The sequence below is a fragment of the Agromyces mediolanus genome (genome assembly GCF_044917495.1).
Lineage (GTDB): Bacteria > Actinomycetota > Actinomycetes > Actinomycetales > Microbacteriaceae > Agromyces > Agromyces mediolanus_B.
In genome coordinates this window covers 1-21,275 of sequence record NZ_JAVSSI010000004.1, presented here as the reverse complement: position 1 = coordinate 21,275, position 21,275 = coordinate 1, and the positions used below count along the sequence as shown (strand labels likewise).

Here is a 21,275-nt window from a genome sequence, read left to right as displayed (position 1 = left end):
ATATGCGCGGCGTCCGGGCCGGTTCAGTCGCCCGGGTTCACTCCGCGGCGGGCAGCGGCTCGATCAGGGTGGGGTCGTGCGGGTCGATCGCACGATGGCTGTTGACCCGGCGGTCGACCTCGTACTCGCGGATGGTCGGCGCGACGCGGTCGGATGCCTCGAGCAGGAAGTCGACCATCGCCTGCATGCCGCCCGCGTCGAGCTTCACCGGGTCGAGGTAGCGCTCGACCTCGTCGAGGGGCAGGTACACCGGCATGCGCTCGTGGATCTCGCCCGAGGCATCCCGCGCCTCGCGCGTGATGATCGACGCCGACACCTGCCAACTGCCGTCGTCGAGCCGCCGGGCGGTCGAGATGCCCGCCGCCGCGAGCAGCTCGCTCTCGCCGTGCAGGTAGTGCGCGTGCTTCTTGCCGGCCTCGCCCGTCCACTCGTAGTAGCCGCGCATGGGGACGATGCACCGGCCCTGGGCGAACGCGCCCTTCCACAGGCCGTTCGTCGCGACCGTCTCGATGCGCGAGTTGAACTGGGGCCGCTTCGACTCGGTCATGAACGAGGGGCGGAAGTTCCACACCGCGGGCTCGAGCCGGCGCACGAACGCACCGGACCCGCGGTCGGCGCGCTCGCGGATGATCGGGATGGTGTCGGTGGGGGCCAGGCTGTAACTCGGCTCCCACTCGGGGAAGTCGTCTTCGGCCTCGAACACCTCGGTGAGATCGTCGGCCTTCTGCGAGACCACGAACCTTCCGCACATGCTGCCTCCCGGGATCGTGCCCAGCCTGCCACCGACCGCCGACGTCCGCAGCCCCCGGGCCCGGCGGCAGGCAGACCCGGACTGGGGACGCGCGATGCCGGCCCCGCGATCCCGGGCGCGGCTACGCTCGGACTGTGTCGGGGGCGTCGTGGGCGAGACGGGTGCTCGTCGTCGAGGATCAGCGGATCATGCGCGTGCTCGTCGCCGAGGCGTTGCGGCATCGCGGCTTCGAGGTCGAGCTCGCGGCCGATGCGGCGGCGGCGCTCGAGCTGCTCGACGCGGTCGATCCCGACGTGCTCGTGACCGACGTGGAGCTCGGCAGCCGGCCGGACGGCGTCGAGCTCGCGGTGATCGCGCGGGCGGCGTCCCCGGGGATCGGCGTCGTCGTGCTCAGCAACTACGCCGCGGCGGCCGCGCGGATGCCCCCGGGCGCGGAGTTCGTGGACAAGGCGACGCTGGGCGATGCCGACGAGCTCGTCGCGGCGATCGAGCGGGCCGCGAGGGGGATGCCGGGCGCGGAGCGAGCGGGCGGCGAACGGCGGCTCAGCGCGCACACCGCGGATCTTGCCGCACCGGCATGGCCCGATCAGCCCGGATTCGCATCGCCCGACCCGGTCGTCGCGGGCCTCACCCCGCATCAGCGGAGGATCCTCGCGCTCGTCGCCGCGGGGCTCTCGAACGCCGAGATCGCCGAGCGCACCGGCTCGACCGTCCGGGCCGTCGAGCGCACGGTGAGCCGGCTCTTCGACCGACTGGAGATCGCGAACGTCCCCGCCGTCAATCCCCGGGTCATCGCGGCGAACCGGTTCAACCGCTACTTCGGCCCGGCGGCCACGTGACGGCGCCCGGCGGCCGCATGACGACGGTCGACGGTGCCGCAGCGGCGGCCGGCCGCCCCGCCGGAGTCTTCGGTCCCGCCGGCGTCTTCGGCGCCGTCGGCGCCGCCTTCGCGGGAGGGGCCTTCCTCAGCCGCTGGAGCTGGCTGCTCACGCTGCCGTTCGCCGTGACGGTGCTCGGCGGCTACGACGCAGCCGCCACGGCGTCCGAGCGAGCGGGCGGCTTCGCCGTCGCGTTCGTCGTGCACGCCGTGCTCGGCTGCCTCGGGGCGCCGTTCGCCCTGGCCGAGCGCCGGCTGAGCCGGGCGTCGGCGCGGGCGTGCGTCGCGATCGCCGCGGTCGTCGTGCTCGGCTGCGCCCGCCCCCTGCTCGTGAGCGCGCTCACGGCCTGGGCCGGGCTCCCGCCGTATCCGGCTCCGTTCGGGGTCCGCCTCGCGACGAACCTGGTCGCGGCGGCCGTCGCGCTGCCGATCGTCGCCGTCGTCGTCACGGCGCTCCGGAGGCGCGCCCAGGCCGTCGCCGCCCTGGGTCAGGTCGCGGAGGCGATGCGGGTGGGCCGGAGCGGCGGGAGCGATCTGCGTGCGGCGGCGGCCGACGAGACGCAGGCCGCCGCGGCCAGATTCCGTGCGGACCTCGGCGCGCTCGTCAAGTGCGGACGCCACGCGGATGCCGCGACGCGGGCGGCCGCACTGCGGGCCTTCGCCCGGGACACGGCCCGTTCGCTCAGCCACCGGCTGGCCGACGTCCGCCCGCCGCTGCCGCCCGGCGAGCCGGGCGATCCCCGCCCGCGCGCCGCTGGCACCGCTGCGCCGCTCGCTCCCGCGCGACTCGCCCCAGCGTCGCTCGCCCCCGCACCGCCCGGACTCGCCGTCGCGCTGCTCGTCGCGGCGTACCTGCCGTACACGCTCGCGCACGAGGGCGTCGCGGCGGCGATCGCGAGTGCGTCCGCGGCCCTCGTGATCGGCGTGCTCGGCGAGCTCGCGACCGCCCGCCTCGCGGGAGCGCCGGGTGATTCCGCCCGTGCGCGAACCCGCGCCCGCGCGGCCGTGGTCGGCGCCACCGCGACGGGCCTCGCGCTCACGCTCGGTCCGCCGCTCCTGACGGGCGGGGCGCCGGAGCTCTTCCCCGTGCTCCCGAGCTACCTCGCGGTCGCCCTCGTCGCGGGCAGCGCGAGCGAGGCGGTCCGGCGGCTCCGCCACGAGCGGGCGCAGCTCGAGCGGGAGATCGCCGCGTACACGGCGGACACCGCCGAGCACGGGCGGGCGGTGCGGGAGCGGCGGGAGGCGCTGCTCCGCGCGCTGCACGACGATGCCCAGGGCGGATGCCTCGTCGTCGCCGCGATCCTCGAGCGCGATCCCGCCGCCGCCGAGGCGCAGCGCCGATGGCGGGAGGCGCTCGCCGAGCTCGAACGGGTCGGGCGGCTGCTCGACGACGCGACGCGGGACGACGCGACGCGGGACGACCCGACCCGGGACGACGGGGCGCAGGCGGCGGGGTCCGCCTCCGCGGGCCCGGCCGGGTCGGCGGCCTTCGCCACCGTGCTGGGCGCCTGGTCGCGCGCGCTCGCCCTCGACGTCTCCGCGGCGCCGGCGGCGCTCGACCGGCTCGACCGGGAGCCCGAGCTCGGCCGCTTCGTCGTCGATCTCGCCTCGGAGGCGCTGGTGAACGCGGTGAAGCACGGCGCGCCCTCTGCGGCGGTCCGGCTCTCGTCGGTTGCCGACGGCGCCGTCCGCGTCGAGGTCTCCGCCCCGGGGCGGCTGCGTCGCGGCCGTCCGTCGTCTCCGGGCATCGGGCTCGACGCGCTCCGGCTCCGCGCGCTCGGGCTCCGGGCCGAGGAGCTGCTCCTCCTCGAGCACGACGGCCGCGTCGTGCTCCGCGCACGGCTCGGCGGCGCGGTGGCGACGCCGTCGGCGGCGCTGTCGCAACAGCCGAACACCGCCCCGGCCGGCTGAGCTCCGACGGCTACCGTGCCTCTGTCCGGGCGATGAGCGAGCCCGGGCGACGGCGGAGGGGGAGTCGATGGCCGATCTGGCGCAGCTGGTGCCGCTCGCGGCGGGGGTCGTGATCAGTCCGCTCCCGATCGTGGCGGTCGTCGCGCTCCTGCTCTCCCCGCGGGGCCGGGGGAACGGCCTCGCCTTCGCCGCGGCGAACACGGGCATCGGCTTCGCGGTCACGCTCGTCGCGGCCCTCGGCACCGCCGGCGCCGGTGCGGGCGGCGGCCACGGCGACGAGTTCATCGTGCTCGGGGTCACGGGGCTGCTCGCGATCGGCTTCGCCGTGCTCGCCCTCCTGAGCTGGCGCGGCCGGCCGCGCGGAGACGCCCCGCCGAAGCCGCCGGGCTGGCTCGCCGCGGTCGACGCCCTCACCCCCGCGCGGGCCGCCGGGCTCGGCGTGCTCATGGCGGTGACGAACTCCAAGAACCTCCCGCTCGAGCTGAAGGCGGGGGCGATCATCGGCGCCCACGACCTCGCCCCGATCGCGGTCGTCGGTCTCGCTGCGCTCTTCGCACTCGGCGCCGGGCTCGGCGTCATCCTGCCGACCGCGCTCGCCGCGACCGGTGCGCCCGCGATCACCGCGGGCCTCGGTCGGCTCAAGGAGGAGATGATCCGGCACAACGCGTGGATCATGACCGTGCTCTTCGCCGTCCTCGCGGCGGTGGAGATCGCGAGCCTCATCCATCAGCTCACGAACCTGCCGGGAGGCGCAGCATGACCGCGACCGAGCGACTCGTCGCCAGGACCGCCGCGGGTCTCGTCGGAGGCCGTTCCGACGGTGCCACGACGGTCTGGCGCGGCATCCGGTACGCGGCGCCCCCCATCGGGGCGATGCGCTGGCGCGCTCCCGCCCCCGGCGCGCCCTGGCAGGGCATCGCCGATGCCGGCGCGTTCGGTCCGGCGGCACCGCAGAACCCGAATCCTGCGGTGCCGCTCGGGCCGGACATCCAGGTCTCCGAGGACTGCCTCTTCCTGAACGTGCGGGCCCCCTCGAACGTCGGCCCGGGGGATGGGCTCCCCGTCATGGTGTGGGTGCACGGCGGCGCGTACACCTTCGGCTCGGCGTCGCAGCCGCTCTTCGACGGCCGATCGCTCGTCGAGCGCGGCGAGGTCGTGCTCGTCACGATCAACTACCGCCTCGGCGGGCTCGGCTTCGCGGAGCTCGGCGGCGTCGCGGCGAACGGGGAGCGGGTCGACGGCGATCTCGCGCTGCGCGACGTGCTGCTCGCCCTCGAGTGGGTGCAGCGGAACGCGCGGGCGTTCGGCGGCGACCCGGACCGGGTCACGGTGTTCGGCGAGTCCGCAGGCGGCGGACTCGTGACCACGCTGCTCGCCACCCCGTCGGCCGCGGGGCTCTTCAGCCGGGCGATCGCGCAGAGCTCGCCGGTGAGCTCGGTCTACGAGCTGGACCGTGCGCAGCGCGTCGGCGCGCGCCTGCTCAGCGAGCTCGGCGCGGACGACCTGACGGCCGCGCGGGCGCGCTCCGCCGAGGAGGTCGTCGAGGCGTCCGCCCGGGTCTACGCCGCGATCCCCGCCGAGGAGCCGGGCGTCATCCCGTTCGCCCCCGCCGTCGACGGCGAGCTCGTGCCGGAGCATCCGATCGCCGCCCTGCGCGCCGGCCGCGGGCTCCGAGTGCCGCTCCTCATCGGGACCAACCGCGACGAGGCGACCCTGTTCAAGTACATGAAGTCGCCGCTGATGCCGATCACGGAGCCGACCATCACGGCGATGTTCCGGGCGATGGCGGCGGAGCATCCGGGGGCCGAGCTGCCGTCGCGCGGGCAGGTGCTCGAGGCGTACGAGGGGGTGCGCCATCGCGCGCTCGGGCTCGGCATCGCGCGGGACATCGGGTTCCGGATGCCGACGGTCTGGGCCGCGGAGGGCCACGCCGCGGTGGCGCCGGTGCACCTCTACCGATTCGACTACACGACGCCGATGCTGGAGCTCCTCGGAATCGGCGCGACCCACGCGACCGAGCTCCCCTACCTCTGGGGCGAGCTCGGAGGCGGTCGGAAGGACCCGACCTTCCTGCTCGGCGGCCGTCGCCACGGGCGGGAGGTGTCGCGGCGGATGCAGGAGCGCTGGACGAACTTCGCGCACGGACGCGCGCCGGATGCCGACGGGGCGCCGAGCTGGCCCGGTTACGACGGGAGCACCAGGGCGACGCTCGTCATCGACGCCGAGGATCGCGTCGAGCCCGACCTCGACGGGGAGCTGCGCCGCGGCTGGGGCGACGAGGTGCTCGCCTTCCGCTGAGCCGAGGCCGAGGCCGAGGCCGGAGCCCCGCCCCCGGCGCGCGCTCAGTCGGGTCGCCGCCCGGCCCAGGGGTCGTAGTCGGCGATGAGGGCCTCCTGCGGCGGCCGCTCCGGCTTGGGCACGTGCTGCAGGTTCACCCGCACGCGGTACCAGAGCGAGCTCGCCCCGCGCATGCCGTCGACGAGCACGTCGGCCGGGTGCAGCGCGGCGGCGGCGGCCGGATGCCTCGTCCGCCACTCCTCGAGGGCGGCGAGCGCCTCGGGTTTCGTCTCGGTGCGGGCGAGTTCGATGAGCGGCATCGTCGAGGTGCGGCGGCCCGAGGCATCCGCGCCCCGCGGCGGCTTCTCCGCCGGGCCGAGGCGCTCGGCGAGGGCGAGCAGGCCGTCGAGCGAGCCGGCTGCGTCGTCGATGCCGGCGGCCCGATCGCCGCGCTCCGCGAAGCGGCGCAGCACGGTCGCGACCGTGAACGCCTCGGGCCTGGCGGTGCGCACCTCGTCCCAGTCGAGCGGCGTCGATACCCGCGCATCGGGGAGCGGGCGCACCGAGTACGCCGAGGCGACGGTGCGGTCCTTCGCGTTCTGGTTGAAGTCGACGAACACGGTCTCGCCGCGCTCCTCTTTCCACCAGCGGGCCGTCGCGAGACCCGGGGCGCGCTCGGCGACCTCGCGGGCGAGCGCCTCGGCGGCGAGACGCAGCTCGGGGTAGCTCCAGCGCGGCTCGATGCGCACGTTCAGGTGCATGCCGCGGGAGCCGGAGGTCTTCGGCCACGCGACGAGGCCGTGCTCGGCGAGCACCTCGCGCGCGATGAACGCGGTGTCGACGATCTGCGACCAGTCGACGCCGGGCATCGGGTCGAGGTCGACGCGGAGTTCGTCGGGGTGGTCGAGATCCTCGGCGCGGACGGGGTGCGGGTTGAGGTCGATGCAGCCGAGGTTGACGACCCAGGCGAGCCCGGCGCGCTCGCGCACGACGGTCTCCTCGGCTTCGGTGCCCGAGGCGTAGTGCAGGGTCGCGGTGTCGATGAAGTCGGGATGCTGCTCGGGGACCCGCTTCTGGAAGAACGCCTCGCGGTCGATGCCCTTGACGAAGCGCTTCAGCACCATCGGCCGGCCGCCGGCGCCGCGGAGCGCTCCGTCGGCCACGGCGAGGTAGTAGTCGACGAGGTCGCGCTTGGTGAGGCCGGCGTCGGGGAAGACGACTTTGCCCGGATGGCTCACCCGCACCTCGTGGCCGTCGACCTCGATGACCACGGCGTCGTCGGAGCGGCCCGCCATGTCACCACTCTAGGTGGTTTCAGTGCCGCTCCGGGGGTTCGCGGCTCGAACTTCCGGTCGATGCGGCCGCTCTGCCCGGGGCGTATCGTCGGTGCCGGAGGCGACATGGATCTCGAACCCGTGCTCATGAGACTCGACCGGATCGCGGGCGGCCGCGCCGCAGGCGAGAAGGCCGACGACGAGCTCGTCGAGCATCCGCGCACCCGGCGGGCCTTCAGATGGATCACCTGGTTGCTCGCCCTGGAGCTGCTCATCGGACTCGCGGCCCTGGTCGTCGCGATCGTACTGCTCGCGCAGGGCACGGTGCTCGCGTTCCCGGTGTGGATGCGCATCCTGGTGGTGCTCGGCATGACCGCGACGCTGTTCTACTTCGCCTGGCGTGCGCAGAAGGGCTACCGCTGGGCGTACTCGCGGCTGCGGCTGTTCAGCAAGATCTTCCCGGTCATCACGCTCGTGATGGCCGCCATCCCCGGGCTGTTCCCGTTCTGGATGGTGACGGAGCAGATCGTCTTCAGCCTGATCCTCATCGGCATCGCCGACTTCCTGGACAGCGACCACATGCGCCGGGTGTTCCGCCGGCCTGAGTGAGCCGGGGCGGCGTGCGCGAGTGGCGAACAGCCGAGTGACGACACGTCAGCTCTGGAGCCATTCGAGGTAGAAGCTGCCGACGCCGGCGGCGACGAGGAGGCCGCCGATGATCCAGAACCGGACCACGATGGTGACCTCGGCCCAGCCCTTCAACTCGAAGTGGTGGTGGATCGGGCTCATCAGGAAGATCCGTTTGCCGTGGGTGAGCTTGAAGTACGCCCGCTGCACGATCACCGAGCCCGTCTCGATCACGAACAGCCCGCCGATCAGCACCAGGAGCAGCTCCGTGCGGCTCACGATCGCGAGCGCCGCGAGCGCCCCGCCGAGGGCCAACGACCCCGTGTCGCCCATGATGATCTTCGCCGGGTTCGTGTTCCACCAGAGGAACCCGATGAGACCACCGGTGATGGCGGTGGCGACGATCGCGAGATCGAGGGGGTCACGCACCTCGTAGCAGCGGTAGGCATCCGCCTGGTTCAGGTTCGGATTCGCGCAGGCCTGGTTGAACTGCCAGAACCCGATGACCACGAACGAGCCGATCGCGAGGATCGACGCCCCGCCGGCGAGCCCGTCCAGCCCGTCGGTGACGTTCACCCCGTTCGACGCCGCCGTCGAGATGAGGCAGATCCAGATCACGTACAGGATCGTGCCGGCGATCGTGCCGAACACCATGAAGTCCAGCGGCAGATCCCGGATGAACGAGATCTTCGTGTCCGCCGGCGTCGTGCCCTGCGCGTTCGGGAACTGCAGCGCCAGCAGCGCGAACGTGCCCGCCACCACGACCTGCCCGGCGACCTTCGCCCAGCCGCCGAGCCCCAGGCTCTGCTTCTTCCGCGTCTTCAGGAAGTCGTCGATGAACCCGACCACGCCGAGCCCGACCATCATGAACAGCACCAGCAGCGCCGACGCCGTCGCGCCCTCACCGCTCAGCAGCGTCGCCCCGAAGTACCCGAACAGCGTGCCCAGGATGAAGATGATCCCACCCATCGTGGGCGTCCCGCGCTTCACATGATGCGACTGCGGCCCATCATCACGGATGAACTGCCCCCACCCCAACCGGGTGAACAGCCTGATGAACACCGGCGTCAGAAAGAGCGTGAAGGCCAACGACAGGGCCCCGGCAGTCAACAGTGCTCTCACGAGAACCATCCTCCCAGTCGATCGCCGAGACGACGACCGTGCACGCCCGGAGCCGTCGGCTCACGCCCAGCGGCGGAGCAGCGCCACGGCATCCCGCCCGAACTCGTCGAGGATCTCGGCCACCGGCCGCACCGAGCGCAGCAGGCCGACGCCCTCGCCTGCGTCGACGGGGACGAGGCGGTGGTCGCCGGCCGAGTTCGCTGCCGTGAACTCGGCGCGGAACCCGTCGAGCGCGTCGCCGGAGCCGCGGAGCTCGTCGACCCGCGCCGCCCACTCCTCGACGAAGGCGTTGCGCACGACCCGCTCGGGGAAGCGCTCCGGCCAGGGCAGTCCGAGTGCGGCGTCGGCGGCGCTCGTGTTCACGGTGTCGTCGCCCGAGGCGGCGAGCAGCACCGGTCGGGCCGAGTCCGGCGTGAGCGCCTCGGGGCTCGCCATCAGCGCCGTGCCGACCCAGGCGCCGTCGGCACCGGCCGCGAGCACGGCGGCGAGGCTCCGGCCGGACGAGACCCCGCCGGCCGCGAGCACCGTCGCACGTCCGCCGATGGCGTCGAGCACCGCGTCGAGGAGGCTGAGCGCGCCCATCCGCGGGTCGCCGTGCCCGCCGCCCTCGCTGCCGCGCGCGACGACGACGTCGACGCCGGCATCGGCCGCGACGACGGCCTCGGCCGGGGTGTACACCTGGGTCGCCGCGAGCGCGCCGACGGCGTGCACCCGCTCCACCCAGTCGAAGCGCTCGGCGAAGCCGATCGAGACGAGGTGCGGCCGGGCCGCCAGCGCGGTGTCGAGCAGCTCGGGGTCGCGGGTGAGCCCCCAGTGCACGAGTCCGATACCGAAGGGCGGAGCGGATGCCTCATCCGAGGCGTCCGAGGCGTCCGTCGCGGCATCCGCGGCTCCGAACTCCGCGAGCTGCGTCGCGAGCTTCGCCGCCGATCCCGCGCTGCCCATGCCGATCATGCCGAGCGCGCCGGCGCGCGAGACCGCGTGCGCGAAGCGGCCGCCGGCGACCCCGCCCATGGGGGCGGCGACGATGGGGACGCGGAGCCCGAGCGAGGCGGACCACTGGGTCGAGAGACGGGTCACGGCTGCACCTCCTGCTCGGCCGCCCAGCGCAGGAAGACTGGGTCGGCGGAGACAATTTGCCACTGGCCGGATTCGGGGAAGTTCACGGTGAGCTGCGGGCGTTCGACGAGGAGCTCGTCGCAGTCCTGTCGCATGGCGGCCTCCTGTCCTGGCCAATGCCCCCACGCTACGCTTCCCTCGCGCCGTATGACGCGGGCGCCGGGATGGCTGTGCGCAAACGCCGGGTCCTCGGGGTCATCGCCCCCGCACACGACGAAGGGCGGCGCTCCGAGTGGTGCACCGCCCTTCGGCGCGTCTGCCGAGGCCGCTAGAGCGTCTCAGGGATATCCAGGAGCTCGCGGGAGCGCTGAATTTCCCTGATGATGTCCGCGAAGCTCCCGCCGAAGGCAGGTCCGAGGTCGGCATCCGTGTAGACCGCCTGGCCCCAGAGACTGACGTAGACATTCACCCCGCTCGGAGTGCTCGAGTCGTTCTGCTTGGTCCACACCGTCGGAACGTTCGGGTCACCGACCGGACCGACCGGTGCGGGGGGAGCGGGCGTTTCCGCGTGCGCAGCGATCGCCGGCATTCCGAAGACGAATGCGCTGACGAGGACGCCGGTCGCGGTGAATTTGGTGAGCTGCTTCATGGGTGCGGAGTTCCTTTCACGAGTTCCCCGGACCCAGGTTTCATTCACCGATGTTCCCGAGTGCGCCGCATCAGGGTGAACACTGAACGTCTGTCGACGTGCGACATGCTCCTCCCGGGTCACTGAGCGCGTCTCCGGTAGCGTCGTCGGATGCTGAGCATCCGATGGGCGACGGTCGACGACGCGGCGGGGGTCGCCGCTGTTCATGTGAACGCGTGGCGGGTCGCCTACGCGGGGTTGATCGACCAGGCGGTCCTGGACCGGCAGAGCGTCGACGCCCGCACGGAGATGTGGCGGAACTGGATCACCCGTTCGTTGGCCGGGGAGGCGCCGGGCGGCTATGGTGATGTCGCGCATCGCCTGCTCATCGCCGAACTCGACGGAGTGATCCGCGGCTGGGCGAGCTTCGGCGGCGGACGGGACGACGACGCCGGCGAGCTCGGCGAGCTCGCCGGGCTGTACGTCGAGCCGACGAGGTGGTCGCGCGGAGTCGGCAATGCGCTGATCGAACGGGCGCAGCAGGAGCTCGCCGCAACCGGCTGGACCGACGCCTACCTCTGGGTGCTCGACGGCAACGCACGGACCATCCGCTTCTACGAGCGGCACGGCTGGCGCGCGACGGCGCCGAGAAGTTCGGTGAGGGCGGGAGCGTCGACGGCTTGCACGAGCTGCGATACGTGCGTCCGCTCTGAGCGGGTGTCTCTGAGCGGGTGTCTCTGAGCGGGTGTCTCTGGGGGATGCCTCAGGCGGATGCCTTGGAGCGGGGTGCCTGCGATCCGCCGGGTTCACAGCGGATCCGAGCCCCCGTCATAGCCCGGTCATAGGCTCGGCGCGCAGCCTTGGAACGTGTCGACGAGCACGATCGCATCGGTTCGGATGCGATGGCGGCGCGACGCGGGTGATGCGGCGACTCCCTCCTGCCGCAGCCCGCGCGCGCCGCGCTCGCGGCATGACGGTGCCGGCCGGGCTGGCCCCGCCACCGCCGGGTGATCGGGTCCCGACGATGCGGCGGGCGGCCCCCGGCGCACCGCCGCTCCGGCGCACTGCCGCCCACGGCGGGTTGCGCGCCGGGACCGCTCGGCTCAGTTCATCGAGTCCAGGATGCCGACGAGCTGCTCGAAGGTCGTCATCGGGTTGACGATCGCGAAGCGGGTGTTCGGCCGCCCGTCGTGCGAGCTCGGAGTGACGAAGGCGCGCTGCTCCTCGAGCAGGCGCGACGACCAGCGCTCGTAGTCGTCCATCGTCCAGCCCTCCCGCTCGAAGACGACGATCGAGAGCTCCGGGTCGCGCACGAGTCGGAGCTCGGGGCGCGAGCGGATCTCCTCCGCGATGCGCTGCGCGAGCTCGAGCGCGTTCGTGATCGCCGCCCGGTACGCGGCGGCGCCGTAGCTCGCGAGCGAGAACCAGAACGGCAGGCCGCGCGGCCGCCGGGTGAGCTGCACCGCGTAGTCGGACGGGCTCCACTCCGGCTTGCCCGTGAGGGTGTCGAGGTACTCAGCGTGCTGGGTGTGTGCGCGACGGCCGATCTCGGGGTCGCGGTAGATCAGCGCGCAGGCGTCGAACGGGGCGAACAGCCACTTGTGCGGGTCGACGATGACGGAGTCGGCGCGCTCGACGCCCGCGTACCGCGCGCGTGCCACGGGGGAGAGCATGCCGGTCAGGCCGTAGGCGCCGTCGATGTGCAGCCAGAAGTCGAAGTCGTCCTTCAGCGCCGCGATCGAGGCGACGTCGTCGATGATGCCGAAGTTCGTCGATCCGGTCGTCGCGATGACCGCGAAGACGTCGTCGCCGTGCTCCTCGAGCGCGGCCCGGACGGCAGCGCCGCGGAGCCGCCCGTCGGCGCCCGCCGGGACGAGCACGAGCTCGACGTCCATGACCTTCGCGGCGGACTTGTTGGAGGAGTGCGCCTCGGTGCTGCAGACGAGCTTCCACCGGGCCGGCGCGGGCAGCCCGGCCGCGGCGCGGCGCTCGCGGGCGGCCTCGCGGGCCGCGACGAGGGCGGAGAGGTTGCCGATGGTGCCGCCCTGCACGAACACGCCGCCGGCTCCGGCCGGCAGCTCGAACTCCTTCGCGAGCCAGCTCAGCACCTCGTTCTCGGCGTGCACGGCGCCGGAACCCTCCATCCAGCTGCCGCCGTAGAGGCTCGACGCCGAGACCACGAGGTCGAAGGCCATCGCCGCCTTCGTGGGCGCGGCGGGGATGAACGAGAGGTACTGGGGGTGGTCGATCGTGATGCAGGCCGGCGCGAGCACGTGCTCGAACACCGAGAGCGCCCGGGTCGCGCCGATGCCCTGCTCGTCGATCGTGCGGCCGGCGAGCCGGGTGAGCTCGGTCTCGGTCGCGGGCTTGTCGAGCGGGGTGTCGGTCGAGAGCAGCCGGCGGCGCGAGTAGTCGAGCACGAGGTCGACGATGGCCTCGGTCTCGGCGGTGACGGCGTGCATCCGCGTGGGGTCGACGGCCTCGGACGGAGCGGTGGTCCCGGCGTCGGGGGTGGTGCTGGCGGATGCGTCGGCTGCGGTGCCCATGGGTGTCCTCTCGATGGCATCGGCAAGTCTGAACCGTTCCCGGCGCTCACGCAACTTCCACGCATGAAACTCGCCGCATACGCAAAATACTCGCGGAAAGGCAAGCAATACGAATGAAGAACTGCGTCTTTCCGGAACTGCTGAGCCGGTTGCGAGGGCCCTACCGCGCCGAGTGCGCCGACGCGAGTGCGCTTGCGCGTGTCGTGAGGGCCGCGCCCGCGCCGCCGGTGAACGCCCCGACGGCGGTCCCGGCCAGGACGCGGATCGCAGCGTCGAACACGGCGGCGCGGTCCGGCGCCGGGCCGTGTGCGAGGAAGGCTGCTGCGAGGATCGATGGCAGGGCGACCGCCACGAGGACGAAGGCGAGCTCGGCGAGCACGATCGCGAGCAGATCAGCTCTCCGCACGCCGAGGTGCCGGGCATGGGCGAGCTCGTACCTCCGGGAGTGCACCGCGACCGCGAGAGTGACGGCGGCGGCCAGGAGTGCCGCGAGCGGCGCCAGCCGGGTGACGCGCGCGGGGAAGCGTTCGTCCCCTCGGAACTCGCTGCCGAGGGTGTCGTTGACCGCAGAGAGGACTGGAGGCGAAGCCGGGTCGATCCGATCAGGAATCGCCGAGGAGCGGAGGAGCGCTGCCAATTGCTCGGACTCCGGCCAGGTCGTGGCCCAGCACTCGTCGAACGGTTCCCGACCGATCGTCGGAATCACCACGGCGAAGCCGAGTCCTGGTCGACGGCCGTCATCCGGCCAATCGTAGATCCCAGCCACGGCGAGTCGTTCGCCGGAGGCGAGCGGCAGGTCCTCACCGGCCGACACGCCGAGTCGGTCTGCGACGGCGCGGGAGACGAAGGCTCCACCAGCCCGGCCATCGGTGTTCGCCGCGCTGAGGAGCGCAGGGAACGCGGGCGTCGTCTCGAACGTCGGAATGGTCGACCCCGGGAGCGCGAGGGGCGAGACGGCCGCATCGACCGCCCGAAGTGCGCCGGCCGACGTCACGCCCGACGTGGACCCGAGGACGTCGCACGTCGGCCCGTCGATCGCGTCCGCCGCCCGGAACGTCGTGATCGCTGCTCCGGAGAGGCGATAGGCGATCGCTTCGTCGATGGCGGCGCGCGTGGCCGCCCCCTCCGCGACGAGCAGCGGGAAGGTGATGAACACGAGCGCCACCCAGATCGGCACGGCTCGCGCGGCGCCGGAGATCGTGTTGCGCCACGCTTCCGTCAGCAGGGTGTCCAATCGCATGGGAAGTGCCCTCACTCGGATGGAACGTGATGCTCGAGCGTCAGCTCGCGGGAGCAGCTCGCTCGTGTTGCGGCGCTGTGCGTCGCGACCATGACCAGAAGCTCGGCAGCGGCAAGGAGGCCGAGCACCGCGTCGACCTCCGCCGCAGTCCGCTGATCGAGCTGCGCGGTCGGTTCATCGACGAGAAGGATGTCGGGCGCGGCGGCGAGACCCTGGGCCAGCATCAGTCGCTGCGCCTGCCCGCCGGACAGCGTCTCGAACGGCTGCGAGGACGCGCCGCTCAGTCCGACGCGGTCGAGGAGTTCGGCGGCGCGTCGTTCGGCCTCCAGTCGCCGCGCTCCCGTCGCGAGGACCGGGAGGGCGACGTGGTCGAGCGCGGAGCGGCCGGGCACGCCGCGTGGACGCTGAGCGATCCAGCACACCCGGCACTCCTCGCTCCATCGGATCTCGCCGGACGAAGGTCGGAGGGAACCGGCGAGGATGGCGAGCAGGGTGCTCTTGCCCGCCCCGGAGCGCCCGGTGACGGCGACCATCTCGCCGCGTGCGAACGACGCCGTGATGGGCTGGAACAGTTCGTGGCCGCCGGTGAACGCATGCGTGACGCGCTCGAGCGAGATCAGCACGGCCGATCTCCCGAGGGGGCGATCTGCACCGACCGCGGCAATCGGCCGTCGATGGGTGCGATGAACACGTGGCCGAGCTGCGACGCGACCGGTCGCACGCGGACCGGCCGACCCTCGGAGATCACGCAGCCCCGGTCGGCCACCACGTCGTAGAGCGCACCCGGCGGGATCGCGCCGACGGTCGCCGGCTCGCGCAGGATCAGTGCGACCGTCACGGTTCCTGCCCCCTCGCCGGACTCCGCCGCCCGTGCGCGGGCCGCGGCCTCCAACGCTGCGACGGCCTCCGCTTCGTCCACGAGGCCGCCGGGGGCGATGTCGAAGCGCGTCCCGTCCACGACGATGGCGCGGTCGCCGGGAAGCAGATCGCCCGGGTAGTCCGTGATCGTCGCCGACGCAGCTCGTCCGGGCAGGTCGAAGAGCGTGGTTCCGACTTCGATCGGGGCGCCGAGCGTGGCGCCGCAGGACCTGATCGTCGCCGTTCGTGCAGGGAACCAGAGCAGGTCGGATGCTCGGATCTCGCGTGCCCCGCTGGAGACGCCGGTTCGCAGGAGCTCCACTGCGGCGATCGATGCGGCGCCGAGCTCGCCATCGGCGACGACCGGGAACCCGAGGCGCTGGAGCTCCTCCTGCAGGGCGAGGACGTCGGGTCCCTCCGCGCCCGCTTCGAGATCGCGCCAGGGAGGAGTGGTGGTCGAGAGCGCCAAGCGGGGGCGGCCGTCGACCGCGATCGGCACAGATCCGGACTCGATGGTTGCTCCGCGTCGGCAGTCGAGCATGGTCACGACGCCGGCTGTCGTACTCAGGACCGCGAGGTCGGGCGTCGGCTCGATCGCGACCGAGACTGGGCGCTCGTCGAAGAACTCGCGATCGGTCACCGCTGTCTCGCCCAGGGGATCGGCGCTCGCGAGAGCGGCGGGCGTTTCGGCAGGGAGGATGAGGAAGGCCGCCACTGCTCCCGCGCACGCCGCAGTGACCGCCAGGACGGCGATCGCGGGCCAGCTTGGCCGGGGACTCATTCGACGTACGCGGTCGCCGGCTCCGCGTTGCATCGCGCGAACTCCGGCGCGCCCGGTGTCAGCGGCGGCGTGCCGAGCGCCTCGAGGTATTCGCTCCGGGTGATGTCCGCGTCGAGGACACCTGCACGTACGAGGCAGTCGACCATGAGTTCGGCTTCATCGATGCCGGCGGGGTTCCGCTCCATGAGCCAGTACTGGCCGGACGTTCGGTTGAACGACGCCTCGCACGCGGTGAGCGCAGGAGGACCGTCCTCGGTGAAGGGGCCGTCGATCGTGTAGCCCCCGCCGGGCTGGAGCTCGGTGACCTCGAACCCGGCACCGGCCGCGCACGAGCGGAAGGCGTCCTCGGCGGCGGCGAGTTCCTCGTCGGTGATCCGGCCGTCTTCGAGGATCAGCAGTTCCAGATCCGTCGTGGCGCCCGCGCGCAGTTCGCTGAGCTCATCGTCCCATCCGGGCGCATCGTCGAGGTCGGCTGGAGTCTCGGTCGTGTCTGCACACCCGCCGAGCAGCAGCAGCGCGGCGACGGCCACGCCGATTCGGAGAGCGTTCACGATACCTGGGTGCCCGAGCTCTTCCAGTCCACATAACTGATCACCATGCTGGTGCCCCTGATGCCGCCCATGCGCCGTATGTCCGTGCAGTACCGGTCGACTTCCGTGTCACCCAATGGCGCACCGAGAAGCATCCGGGCGTGTTGTACGTCGCATCGCGCTGGGTGTTGTAGCAGGTGGCCGACTGCGCCGGCGCGGCCGACGTGACGGACGCGGTGCCGGTCATGAGGGTGGCGCCCAGCGGCGCCGCAGCGGCTCCTCCGAGAAGGGCGGTCGCCCGGGTGCGTCGAACTCTCATCGGTTCTCCTTCGAAGATCGGAAATGGTATCCCGCCATGTGCGCTCAGACTCTACCTGCCTCGCCGTCTCTCCGTACAAAGAGCTCCACAGGACGATCAGTTGGTATGCCGGAAAGTCGGAGAGGCCGGCGGTCGGCGGCATGGCGCACACTGGTCGGGTGACCGCGGACGCACGACTCGACTGGCGGGCGCCCCACCCGAGCGAGCTGCAGCAGACGGTGGGCTCGCTCCGCCGCGGTCCGGGCGACCCCGCCTACCTGACCGCGCCCGACCGGGCCGTCTGGCGTGCGACGCGCATGCCGGCGGGCCCGGCCACCATGCGGCTCTCCCAGCTCGCACCGGGGGAGTTCCGCTGCGAGGCCTGGGGCCCGGGCGCCGCCGAGGCCGTCGCCTCCGCGCCGGATCTCCTCGGCGCACGCGACGACACGACGGGCTTCGAGCCGCGACTGCCCGCGCTCGCCGAGGCGCACCGGCGCAACCCGGGGCTGCGGGTGCCGCGCAGCGGCCGGGTGCTCGAGGCGCTCGTGCCCGCCATCCTGGAGCAGAAGGTCATCACGCTGCAGGCGCACGACTCCTGGCGGGTGCTGCTCCGCCGCTTCGGCGAGCCGGCCCCGGGTCCGGTGCCGCGCCCGATGCGCGTGCCGCCCGGCGCGGAGGGATGGCGGATGATCCCGAGCTGGGAGTGGCACCGCGCCGGAGTCGACCCGCAGCGCTCCCGCACGATCGTGCGCGTCGCGGCCGTCGCGCCGCGCGTCGAGGAGGCGGCCGGGATGACGGCGGCCGAGGCGCACGCCCGGCTCACCCTGCTGCCCGGCGTCGGCGCCTGGACGGCGGCCGAGGTCGCCCAGCGCGCGCTCGGCGACGCCGATGCGGTCTCGGTCGGCGACTTCCACCTCGCGAACTTCGTCGGGCACGCGCTCGAGGGGCGGGACATGAGCGACGAGGAGATGCTCGCCGCGCTCGCCCCGTGGTCGGGGCAGCGCTACCGGGTCATCCGCCTGCTCGGCCTCACCGGCCACCGGGGCCGCCCGCGGCGCGGACCGCGGATGCCGTTCGTCGACCACACCGCGCGCTGAGGCGTCGGCTCGCGCTGCTCCGGCGGCCTGCTCCGCTCGGCCGGGCTACTCAGCTCAGCCGAACCCTTCCGCTCGGCCGGACCCCTCCGCTCAGCCGACCCGGCCGGCGGCGCCCTCCTCGCCGGCCTGCCACTCGACGAGCGGCTGCAGCAGCTCCATGAGCTGCAGGGCGCGGGGGCTCGGCGTGTACCGGATCGAGACGGGGGTGGTCGCGCGGACGTGCCGCTCGAGCAGCCCGTCGGCCTCGAGCTCGCGGAGCCGGGCGGCGAGCACCCGGTCGGAGATGCCCGCGACGGTGTCGCGGTACTCGGAGAAGCGGCGCGCCCCGCGGACGCCGGCGAGCAGGATGGCGGCGTTCCACTTGCGGCCGGCGAACTCGATCGCGCTCGTGAAGCGGCGGCACGCCTCGTCGTCGATGTGCCCGAGCTCGTGCAGCCGCGCCGAGCGGCGGGCGTCGAGCTCGTCGGCCCGCGTCTCGGGGTCCGGGGAATACGCCATGGTCGCAGCTCCGTTCCATCCGGTGAAGGTACTTCCTTCGAGTAAGCAGCTTACCTGCTGGATGCGTGCCTCGCCCCATCCGAGCATGATGGACGCGACCGCCTGGAACGGAGCATGGAATGCACTACGGACGCCCACTGCAGTTCGGCACCTTCGTCACGCCCGTGAACGACCCGCCGCAGCGCGCGGTGCAGCTCACCGAGCTCAGCGAGCAGCTCGGCTACGACCTCGTGACCTTCCAGGACCATCCGTACCAGCCCGCGTTCCATGACACCTGGACCCTGCTGAGCTGGGCGGCCGCCCGCACGAGCCGCATCCACCTCGCCGGCAACGTGCTGAACCTTCCGCTGCAGCGCGAACCCGCCGTGCTCGCCCGCGCCTCCGCGAGCCTCGACCTGCTGAGCGACGGGCGCTTCGAACTCGCCCTCGGCGCCGGCGGATTCTGGGACGCGATCGAGGCGATCGGCGGCCGCCGGCTCACCCCGGGCCAGGCGGTCGACGCGCTCGACGAGGCCATCCGCATCATCCGCGGCACCTGGGACGTCTCCGAGCGCGGCCGCTTCGCCGTCGAGGGCGACTACTACCGCGTCGACGGCGCGAAGCGCGGGCCGGCGCCCGCCCACGACATCCCCATCTGGATCGGCGCGCTGAAGCCCCGCATGCTCCGCCTCATCGGCCGGGCGGGCGACGGCTGGTTGCCCTCGCTCGCGTATCTGCAGCCCGTCGACTACGCCGACTCCGCCGCGCGCATCGACGAGGCCGCGACGAAGGCGGGCCGGAACCCCGCCGAGATCCGCCGGCTGCTGAACGTCGCCGGGCGCTTCACCGGCGGGCGCGGCGGCGACGTGCGCGCCCGCGGCGGCGCGATCGAGGGCGCCCCCGCCGACTGGGTCGAGCAGCTGCTGCCCTTCGTCGTCGAGGACGGCGCGGACACCTTCATCCTCGCCGGCGACGACCCGTCGAGCATGCAGCGCTTCATCGAGGAGGTCGCCCCCGCGCTGCGGGAGGCGGTCGAGCGGGAACTCGGAGCGGATGCCTCGGCCGGCGCCGTCCGCAGCACCGCGGCCCTCGCGAAGCGTCGGCCCGGCATCGACTACGACGGGCTGCCCGCCTCCCTCGCCGCCTCGGCCATCGAGCCCGGCGACGCGAAGTTCTCCCGGGTGCGCTCGACGTACCTGCGCGGCGGCGACCCCGGTCTCGTCCTGCAACCGGCGAGCACCGAGGAGGTCGTCGAGGCCGTCGCCGTGGCGCGCGCCCACCCCGAGCTCCCGCTCGGCGTCCGCAGCGCGGGCCACGGCATCAGCGGGCGGTCGACGAACGACGGCGGCATCGTGATCGACCTGTCCCGGATGCGCCGCATCGAGGTGCTCGACGAGGCATCCCGCCTGGTCCGCATCGAACCGGGCGCGCGCTGGGCCGACGTCGCGGCCGCGCTCGAGCCGCACGGCTGGGCCCTGAGCTCCGGGGACTTCGGCGGCGTCGGGGTCGGCGGGCTCGCGACCGCGGGCGGGATCGGCTGGCTCGTGCGCGAGCACGGCCTCACGATCGACCACCTCCGCGCCGCGGAGCTCGTGCTCGCCGACGGCCGGGTCGTGCGCGCGAGCGCCGAGGAGCATCCCGAGCTGTTCTGGGCCGTGCGCGGCGCGGGGGCGAACCTCGGCATCGTCACCGCCTTCGAGTTCGAGGTCGACGAGGTCGGCGTGCTCGCGTTCGGGCAGCTCACCTTCGACGCGAGCGACACAGAAGCGTTCCTCCTCGCCTGGAGCGACTGGGTCGTGGACGCGCCGCGCGACCTCACGAGCTTCCTCATCGTGCAGCCCGGCAGCGCGAGCCGCCCGCCCCTCGCGCACGTGCTCGTGGTGGTCGACTCCGACGACGCCGACACCGTGCTCGAGCGGCTGAACCCGCTCGCCGACGTCGCCCAGCTCGTCGCGCAGGATGTGCGCTTCACGAGCTACCGCGCCATCGTCTCGAACGCGAGCGACGCGAGCCACAGCGCGGAGGGGGAGCCGCTCGCCCGCACCGGGCTGATCGGCCGCTTCACGCCGGAGTTCGCCCGCGACGCGGCACGGTTCCTGGAGAGCGGCGCGAGCTACTTCTTCCAGGTGCGCGCCGCCGGCGGGGCCGTGCACGACGTGCCCGCCGACGCCACGGCCTACGCGCACCGCGACGCGGAGTTCTCGGTGGTCGCCTTCGGCACCCCGAGCCGCCGCACGAGCGAGCGCTGGAACGAGCTGCTCGAGCCGCACATGACCGGCGCCTACCTCAGCTTCGAGACCGAGGGCGGTCCCGATCGGCTCGCCGCGGCGTTCCCGCCCGCGACGCTCGAGCGCCTGCGGCGCATCAAATCGGAGGTCGACCCGGGCAACCTCTTCCGCGACAATGCGAATGTGACCCCGGCGGACTGAGCCGGGCCCGCCAGCGCGGCGTGCCCGGCGCCCGGCATCCGGCGCACGGGAAGGGAACCCGCATGGCCTGGCTCTACCTCTCGCTCGCGATCGCCTTCGAGGTCGCCGCGACGAGCTTCATCGGCAAGACCGAGGGCTTCACGAAGCTGTGGTGGACGGTCGGCGTGCTCGCCGGCTACGGGGTGTCGTTCCTGATGCTCGCGCAGGCGGTGCGGGAGCTCGAGATCGGCATCGTCTACGCGATCTGGTCGGGCGTGGGAACTGCGGCGATCGTCGCGATCGGCGTGCTCTTCCTCGGCGAGAGCCTGACGGTGCCGAAGCTCATCGGCATCGCCCTGATCATCGCGGGCGTCATCGTGCTGAACGTCTTCGCGGGGCACTCGGCCGCGCACGCCTGACGCCGGCGGGCCCCAAGCCCCCTCGCCCGCCCACCCATCCCGGCCGCCACGCCCCCGCGCCCGCCCACCCATCCCGGCCCCCACGCCCCGGCGCC

At 73.2% G+C, this 21,275-nt stretch carries 21 protein-coding genes; 9 read left to right on the top strand and 12 right to left on the bottom strand.

The genetic code is table 11. The features are described 5' to 3' along the window. Positions 1 to 37 precede the first annotated feature (37 nt). Positions 38 to 751 carry an SOS response-associated peptidase gene (locus ROT00_RS07170; protein WP_404773550.1) on the bottom strand — a complete coding sequence of 238 codons (714 nt, stop codon included), beginning with the start codon at positions 749 to 751 and terminating at the stop codon, positions 38 to 40. Positions 752 to 885: 134 nt separating this feature from the next. Between ROT00_RS07170 and ROT00_RS07165 the strand changes: the two genes are divergently transcribed. The 4 genes from ROT00_RS07165 to ROT00_RS07150 all read left to right on the top strand — a co-directional run bounded on the left by ROT00_RS07165 (position 886) and on the right by ROT00_RS07150 (position 5,837). Continuing rightward, positions 886 to 1,590, top strand: a complete 705-nt coding sequence (locus ROT00_RS07165; RefSeq protein ID WP_404773548.1) for a response regulator — start codon at positions 886 to 888, stop codon at positions 1,588 to 1,590. Between the two features lie 17 nt (positions 1,591 to 1,607). Beyond that, entirely contained in the window at positions 1,608 to 3,539 is a 1,932-nt protein-coding gene (locus tag ROT00_RS07160; protein ID WP_404773546.1) for a hypothetical protein, read from the top strand. A gap of 67 nt (positions 3,540 to 3,606) precedes the next feature. Continuing rightward, positions 3,607 to 4,299 carry a GAP family protein gene (locus ROT00_RS07155; RefSeq protein WP_404773544.1) on the top strand — a complete coding sequence of 231 codons (693 nt, stop codon included), beginning with the start codon at positions 3,607 to 3,609 and terminating at the stop codon, positions 4,297 to 4,299. After that, entirely contained in the window at positions 4,296 to 5,837 is a 1,542-nt protein-coding gene (locus ROT00_RS07150) for a carboxylesterase/lipase family protein (protein WP_404773542.1), read from the top strand. The genes ROT00_RS07155 and ROT00_RS07150 overlap by 4 nt, the downstream gene beginning before the upstream one ends. Positions 5,838 to 5,881: 44 nt before the next feature. Here ROT00_RS07150 and ROT00_RS07145 read toward each other — a convergent pair whose 3' ends face one another. After that, positions 5,882 to 7,111, bottom strand: coding sequence for a DNA polymerase domain-containing protein (locus ROT00_RS07145; RefSeq protein WP_404773540.1), 1,230 nt, complete (start codon positions 7,109 to 7,111; stop codon positions 5,882 to 5,884). A gap of 105 nt (positions 7,112 to 7,216) precedes the next feature. Between ROT00_RS07145 and ROT00_RS07140 the strand changes: the two genes are divergently transcribed. After that, positions 7,217 to 7,699 (top strand): hypothetical protein, encoded by a 483-nt coding sequence (locus tag ROT00_RS07140; RefSeq protein WP_404773538.1) that lies wholly within the window; start codon positions 7,217 to 7,219, stop codon positions 7,697 to 7,699. A gap of 45 nt (positions 7,700 to 7,744) precedes the next feature. On the opposite strand, the gene mraY is transcribed toward ROT00_RS07140, so the two are convergent. The 4 genes from mraY to ROT00_RS07120 all read right to left on the bottom strand — a co-directional run bounded on the left by mraY (position 7,745) and on the right by ROT00_RS07120 (position 10,547). After that, complete coding sequence (gene mraY, locus ROT00_RS07135; protein WP_404774064.1) at positions 7,745 to 8,839, bottom strand: phospho-N-acetylmuramoyl-pentapeptide-transferase; 1,095 nt, start codon at positions 8,837 to 8,839, stop codon at positions 7,745 to 7,747. Positions 8,840 to 8,899: 60 nt separating this feature from the next. Beyond that, positions 8,900 to 9,919, bottom strand: coding sequence for an NAD(P)H-dependent flavin oxidoreductase (locus ROT00_RS07130; protein ID WP_404773536.1), 1,020 nt, complete (start codon positions 9,917 to 9,919; stop codon positions 8,900 to 8,902). Then, positions 9,916 to 10,053, bottom strand: coding sequence for a hypothetical protein (locus ROT00_RS07125; protein ID WP_404773534.1), 138 nt, complete (start codon positions 10,051 to 10,053; stop codon positions 9,916 to 9,918). The genes ROT00_RS07130 and ROT00_RS07125 overlap by 4 nt, the downstream gene beginning before the upstream one ends. Before the next feature lie 173 nt (positions 10,054 to 10,226). After that, entirely contained in the window at positions 10,227 to 10,547 is a 321-nt protein-coding gene (locus tag ROT00_RS07120) for a hypothetical protein (RefSeq protein WP_404773532.1), read from the bottom strand. A 150-nt stretch (positions 10,548 to 10,697) separates the two neighbouring features. On the opposite strand from ROT00_RS07120, the gene ROT00_RS07115 reads away from it, so the two are divergent. Beyond that, positions 10,698 to 11,267 carry a GNAT family N-acetyltransferase gene (locus ROT00_RS07115; RefSeq protein ID WP_404773530.1) on the top strand — a complete coding sequence of 190 codons (570 nt, stop codon included), beginning with the start codon at positions 10,698 to 10,700 and terminating at the stop codon, positions 11,265 to 11,267. A gap of 362 nt (positions 11,268 to 11,629) precedes the next feature. Here ROT00_RS07115 and ROT00_RS07110 read toward each other — a convergent pair whose 3' ends face one another. The 5 genes from ROT00_RS07110 to ROT00_RS07090 all read right to left on the bottom strand — a co-directional run bounded on the left by ROT00_RS07110 (position 11,630) and on the right by ROT00_RS07090 (position 16,502). Continuing rightward, entirely contained in the window at positions 11,630 to 12,988 is a 1,359-nt protein-coding gene (locus ROT00_RS07110) for a pyridoxal phosphate-dependent decarboxylase family protein (protein WP_404774062.1), read from the bottom strand. A gap of 244 nt (positions 12,989 to 13,232) precedes the next feature. Further along, on the bottom strand, positions 13,233 to 14,312 hold the full coding sequence (locus tag ROT00_RS07105; RefSeq protein WP_404773528.1) for a hypothetical protein: 1,080 nt from the start codon (positions 14,310 to 14,312) through the stop codon (positions 13,233 to 13,235). Between the two features lie 11 nt (positions 14,313 to 14,323). Next, on the bottom strand, positions 14,324 to 14,935 hold the full coding sequence (locus ROT00_RS07100; RefSeq protein WP_404773526.1) for an ATP-binding cassette domain-containing protein: 612 nt from the start codon (positions 14,933 to 14,935) through the stop codon (positions 14,324 to 14,326). Beyond that, the gene (locus ROT00_RS07095) at positions 14,929 to 15,810 is read right to left on the bottom strand and encodes a peptidoglycan-binding domain-containing protein (protein WP_404773522.1); all 882 of its coding nucleotides are present in this window, start codon (positions 15,808 to 15,810) and stop codon (positions 14,929 to 14,931) included. The genes ROT00_RS07100 and ROT00_RS07095 overlap by 7 nt, the downstream gene beginning before the upstream one ends. A 137-nt stretch (positions 15,811 to 15,947) precedes the next feature. Next, positions 15,948 to 16,502, bottom strand: coding sequence for a hypothetical protein (locus ROT00_RS07090; protein WP_404773520.1), 555 nt, complete (start codon positions 16,500 to 16,502; stop codon positions 15,948 to 15,950). Positions 16,503 to 16,958: 456 nt separating this feature from the next. Here ROT00_RS07090 and ROT00_RS07085 point away from each other — a divergent pair, with 456 nt between their 5' ends. Further along, complete coding sequence (locus tag ROT00_RS07085; protein WP_404773518.1) at positions 16,959 to 17,876, top strand: DNA-3-methyladenine glycosylase family protein; 918 nt, start codon at positions 16,959 to 16,961, stop codon at positions 17,874 to 17,876. Between the two features lie 90 nt (positions 17,877 to 17,966). Here ROT00_RS07085 and ROT00_RS07080 read toward each other — a convergent pair whose 3' ends face one another. Then, positions 17,967 to 18,374 carry a winged helix-turn-helix transcriptional regulator gene (locus ROT00_RS07080; RefSeq protein ID WP_404773516.1) on the bottom strand — a complete coding sequence of 136 codons (408 nt, stop codon included), beginning with the start codon at positions 18,372 to 18,374 and terminating at the stop codon, positions 17,967 to 17,969. Between the two features lie 119 nt (positions 18,375 to 18,493). Here ROT00_RS07080 and ROT00_RS07075 point away from each other — a divergent pair, with 119 nt between their 5' ends. Together ROT00_RS07075 and ROT00_RS07070 are read left to right on the top strand one after the other, a co-directional pair. After that, on the top strand, positions 18,494 to 20,782 hold the full coding sequence (locus tag ROT00_RS07075) for an LLM class flavin-dependent oxidoreductase (RefSeq protein ID WP_404773515.1): 2,289 nt from the start codon (positions 18,494 to 18,496) through the stop codon (positions 20,780 to 20,782). A 62-nt stretch (positions 20,783 to 20,844) separates the two neighbouring features. Further along, positions 20,845 to 21,180: a DMT family transporter gene (locus ROT00_RS07070; RefSeq protein WP_404773513.1), complete on the top strand. Its 336-nt coding sequence runs from the start codon at positions 20,845 to 20,847 to the stop codon at positions 21,178 to 21,180. Positions 21,181 to 21,275 lie beyond the last annotated feature (95 nt).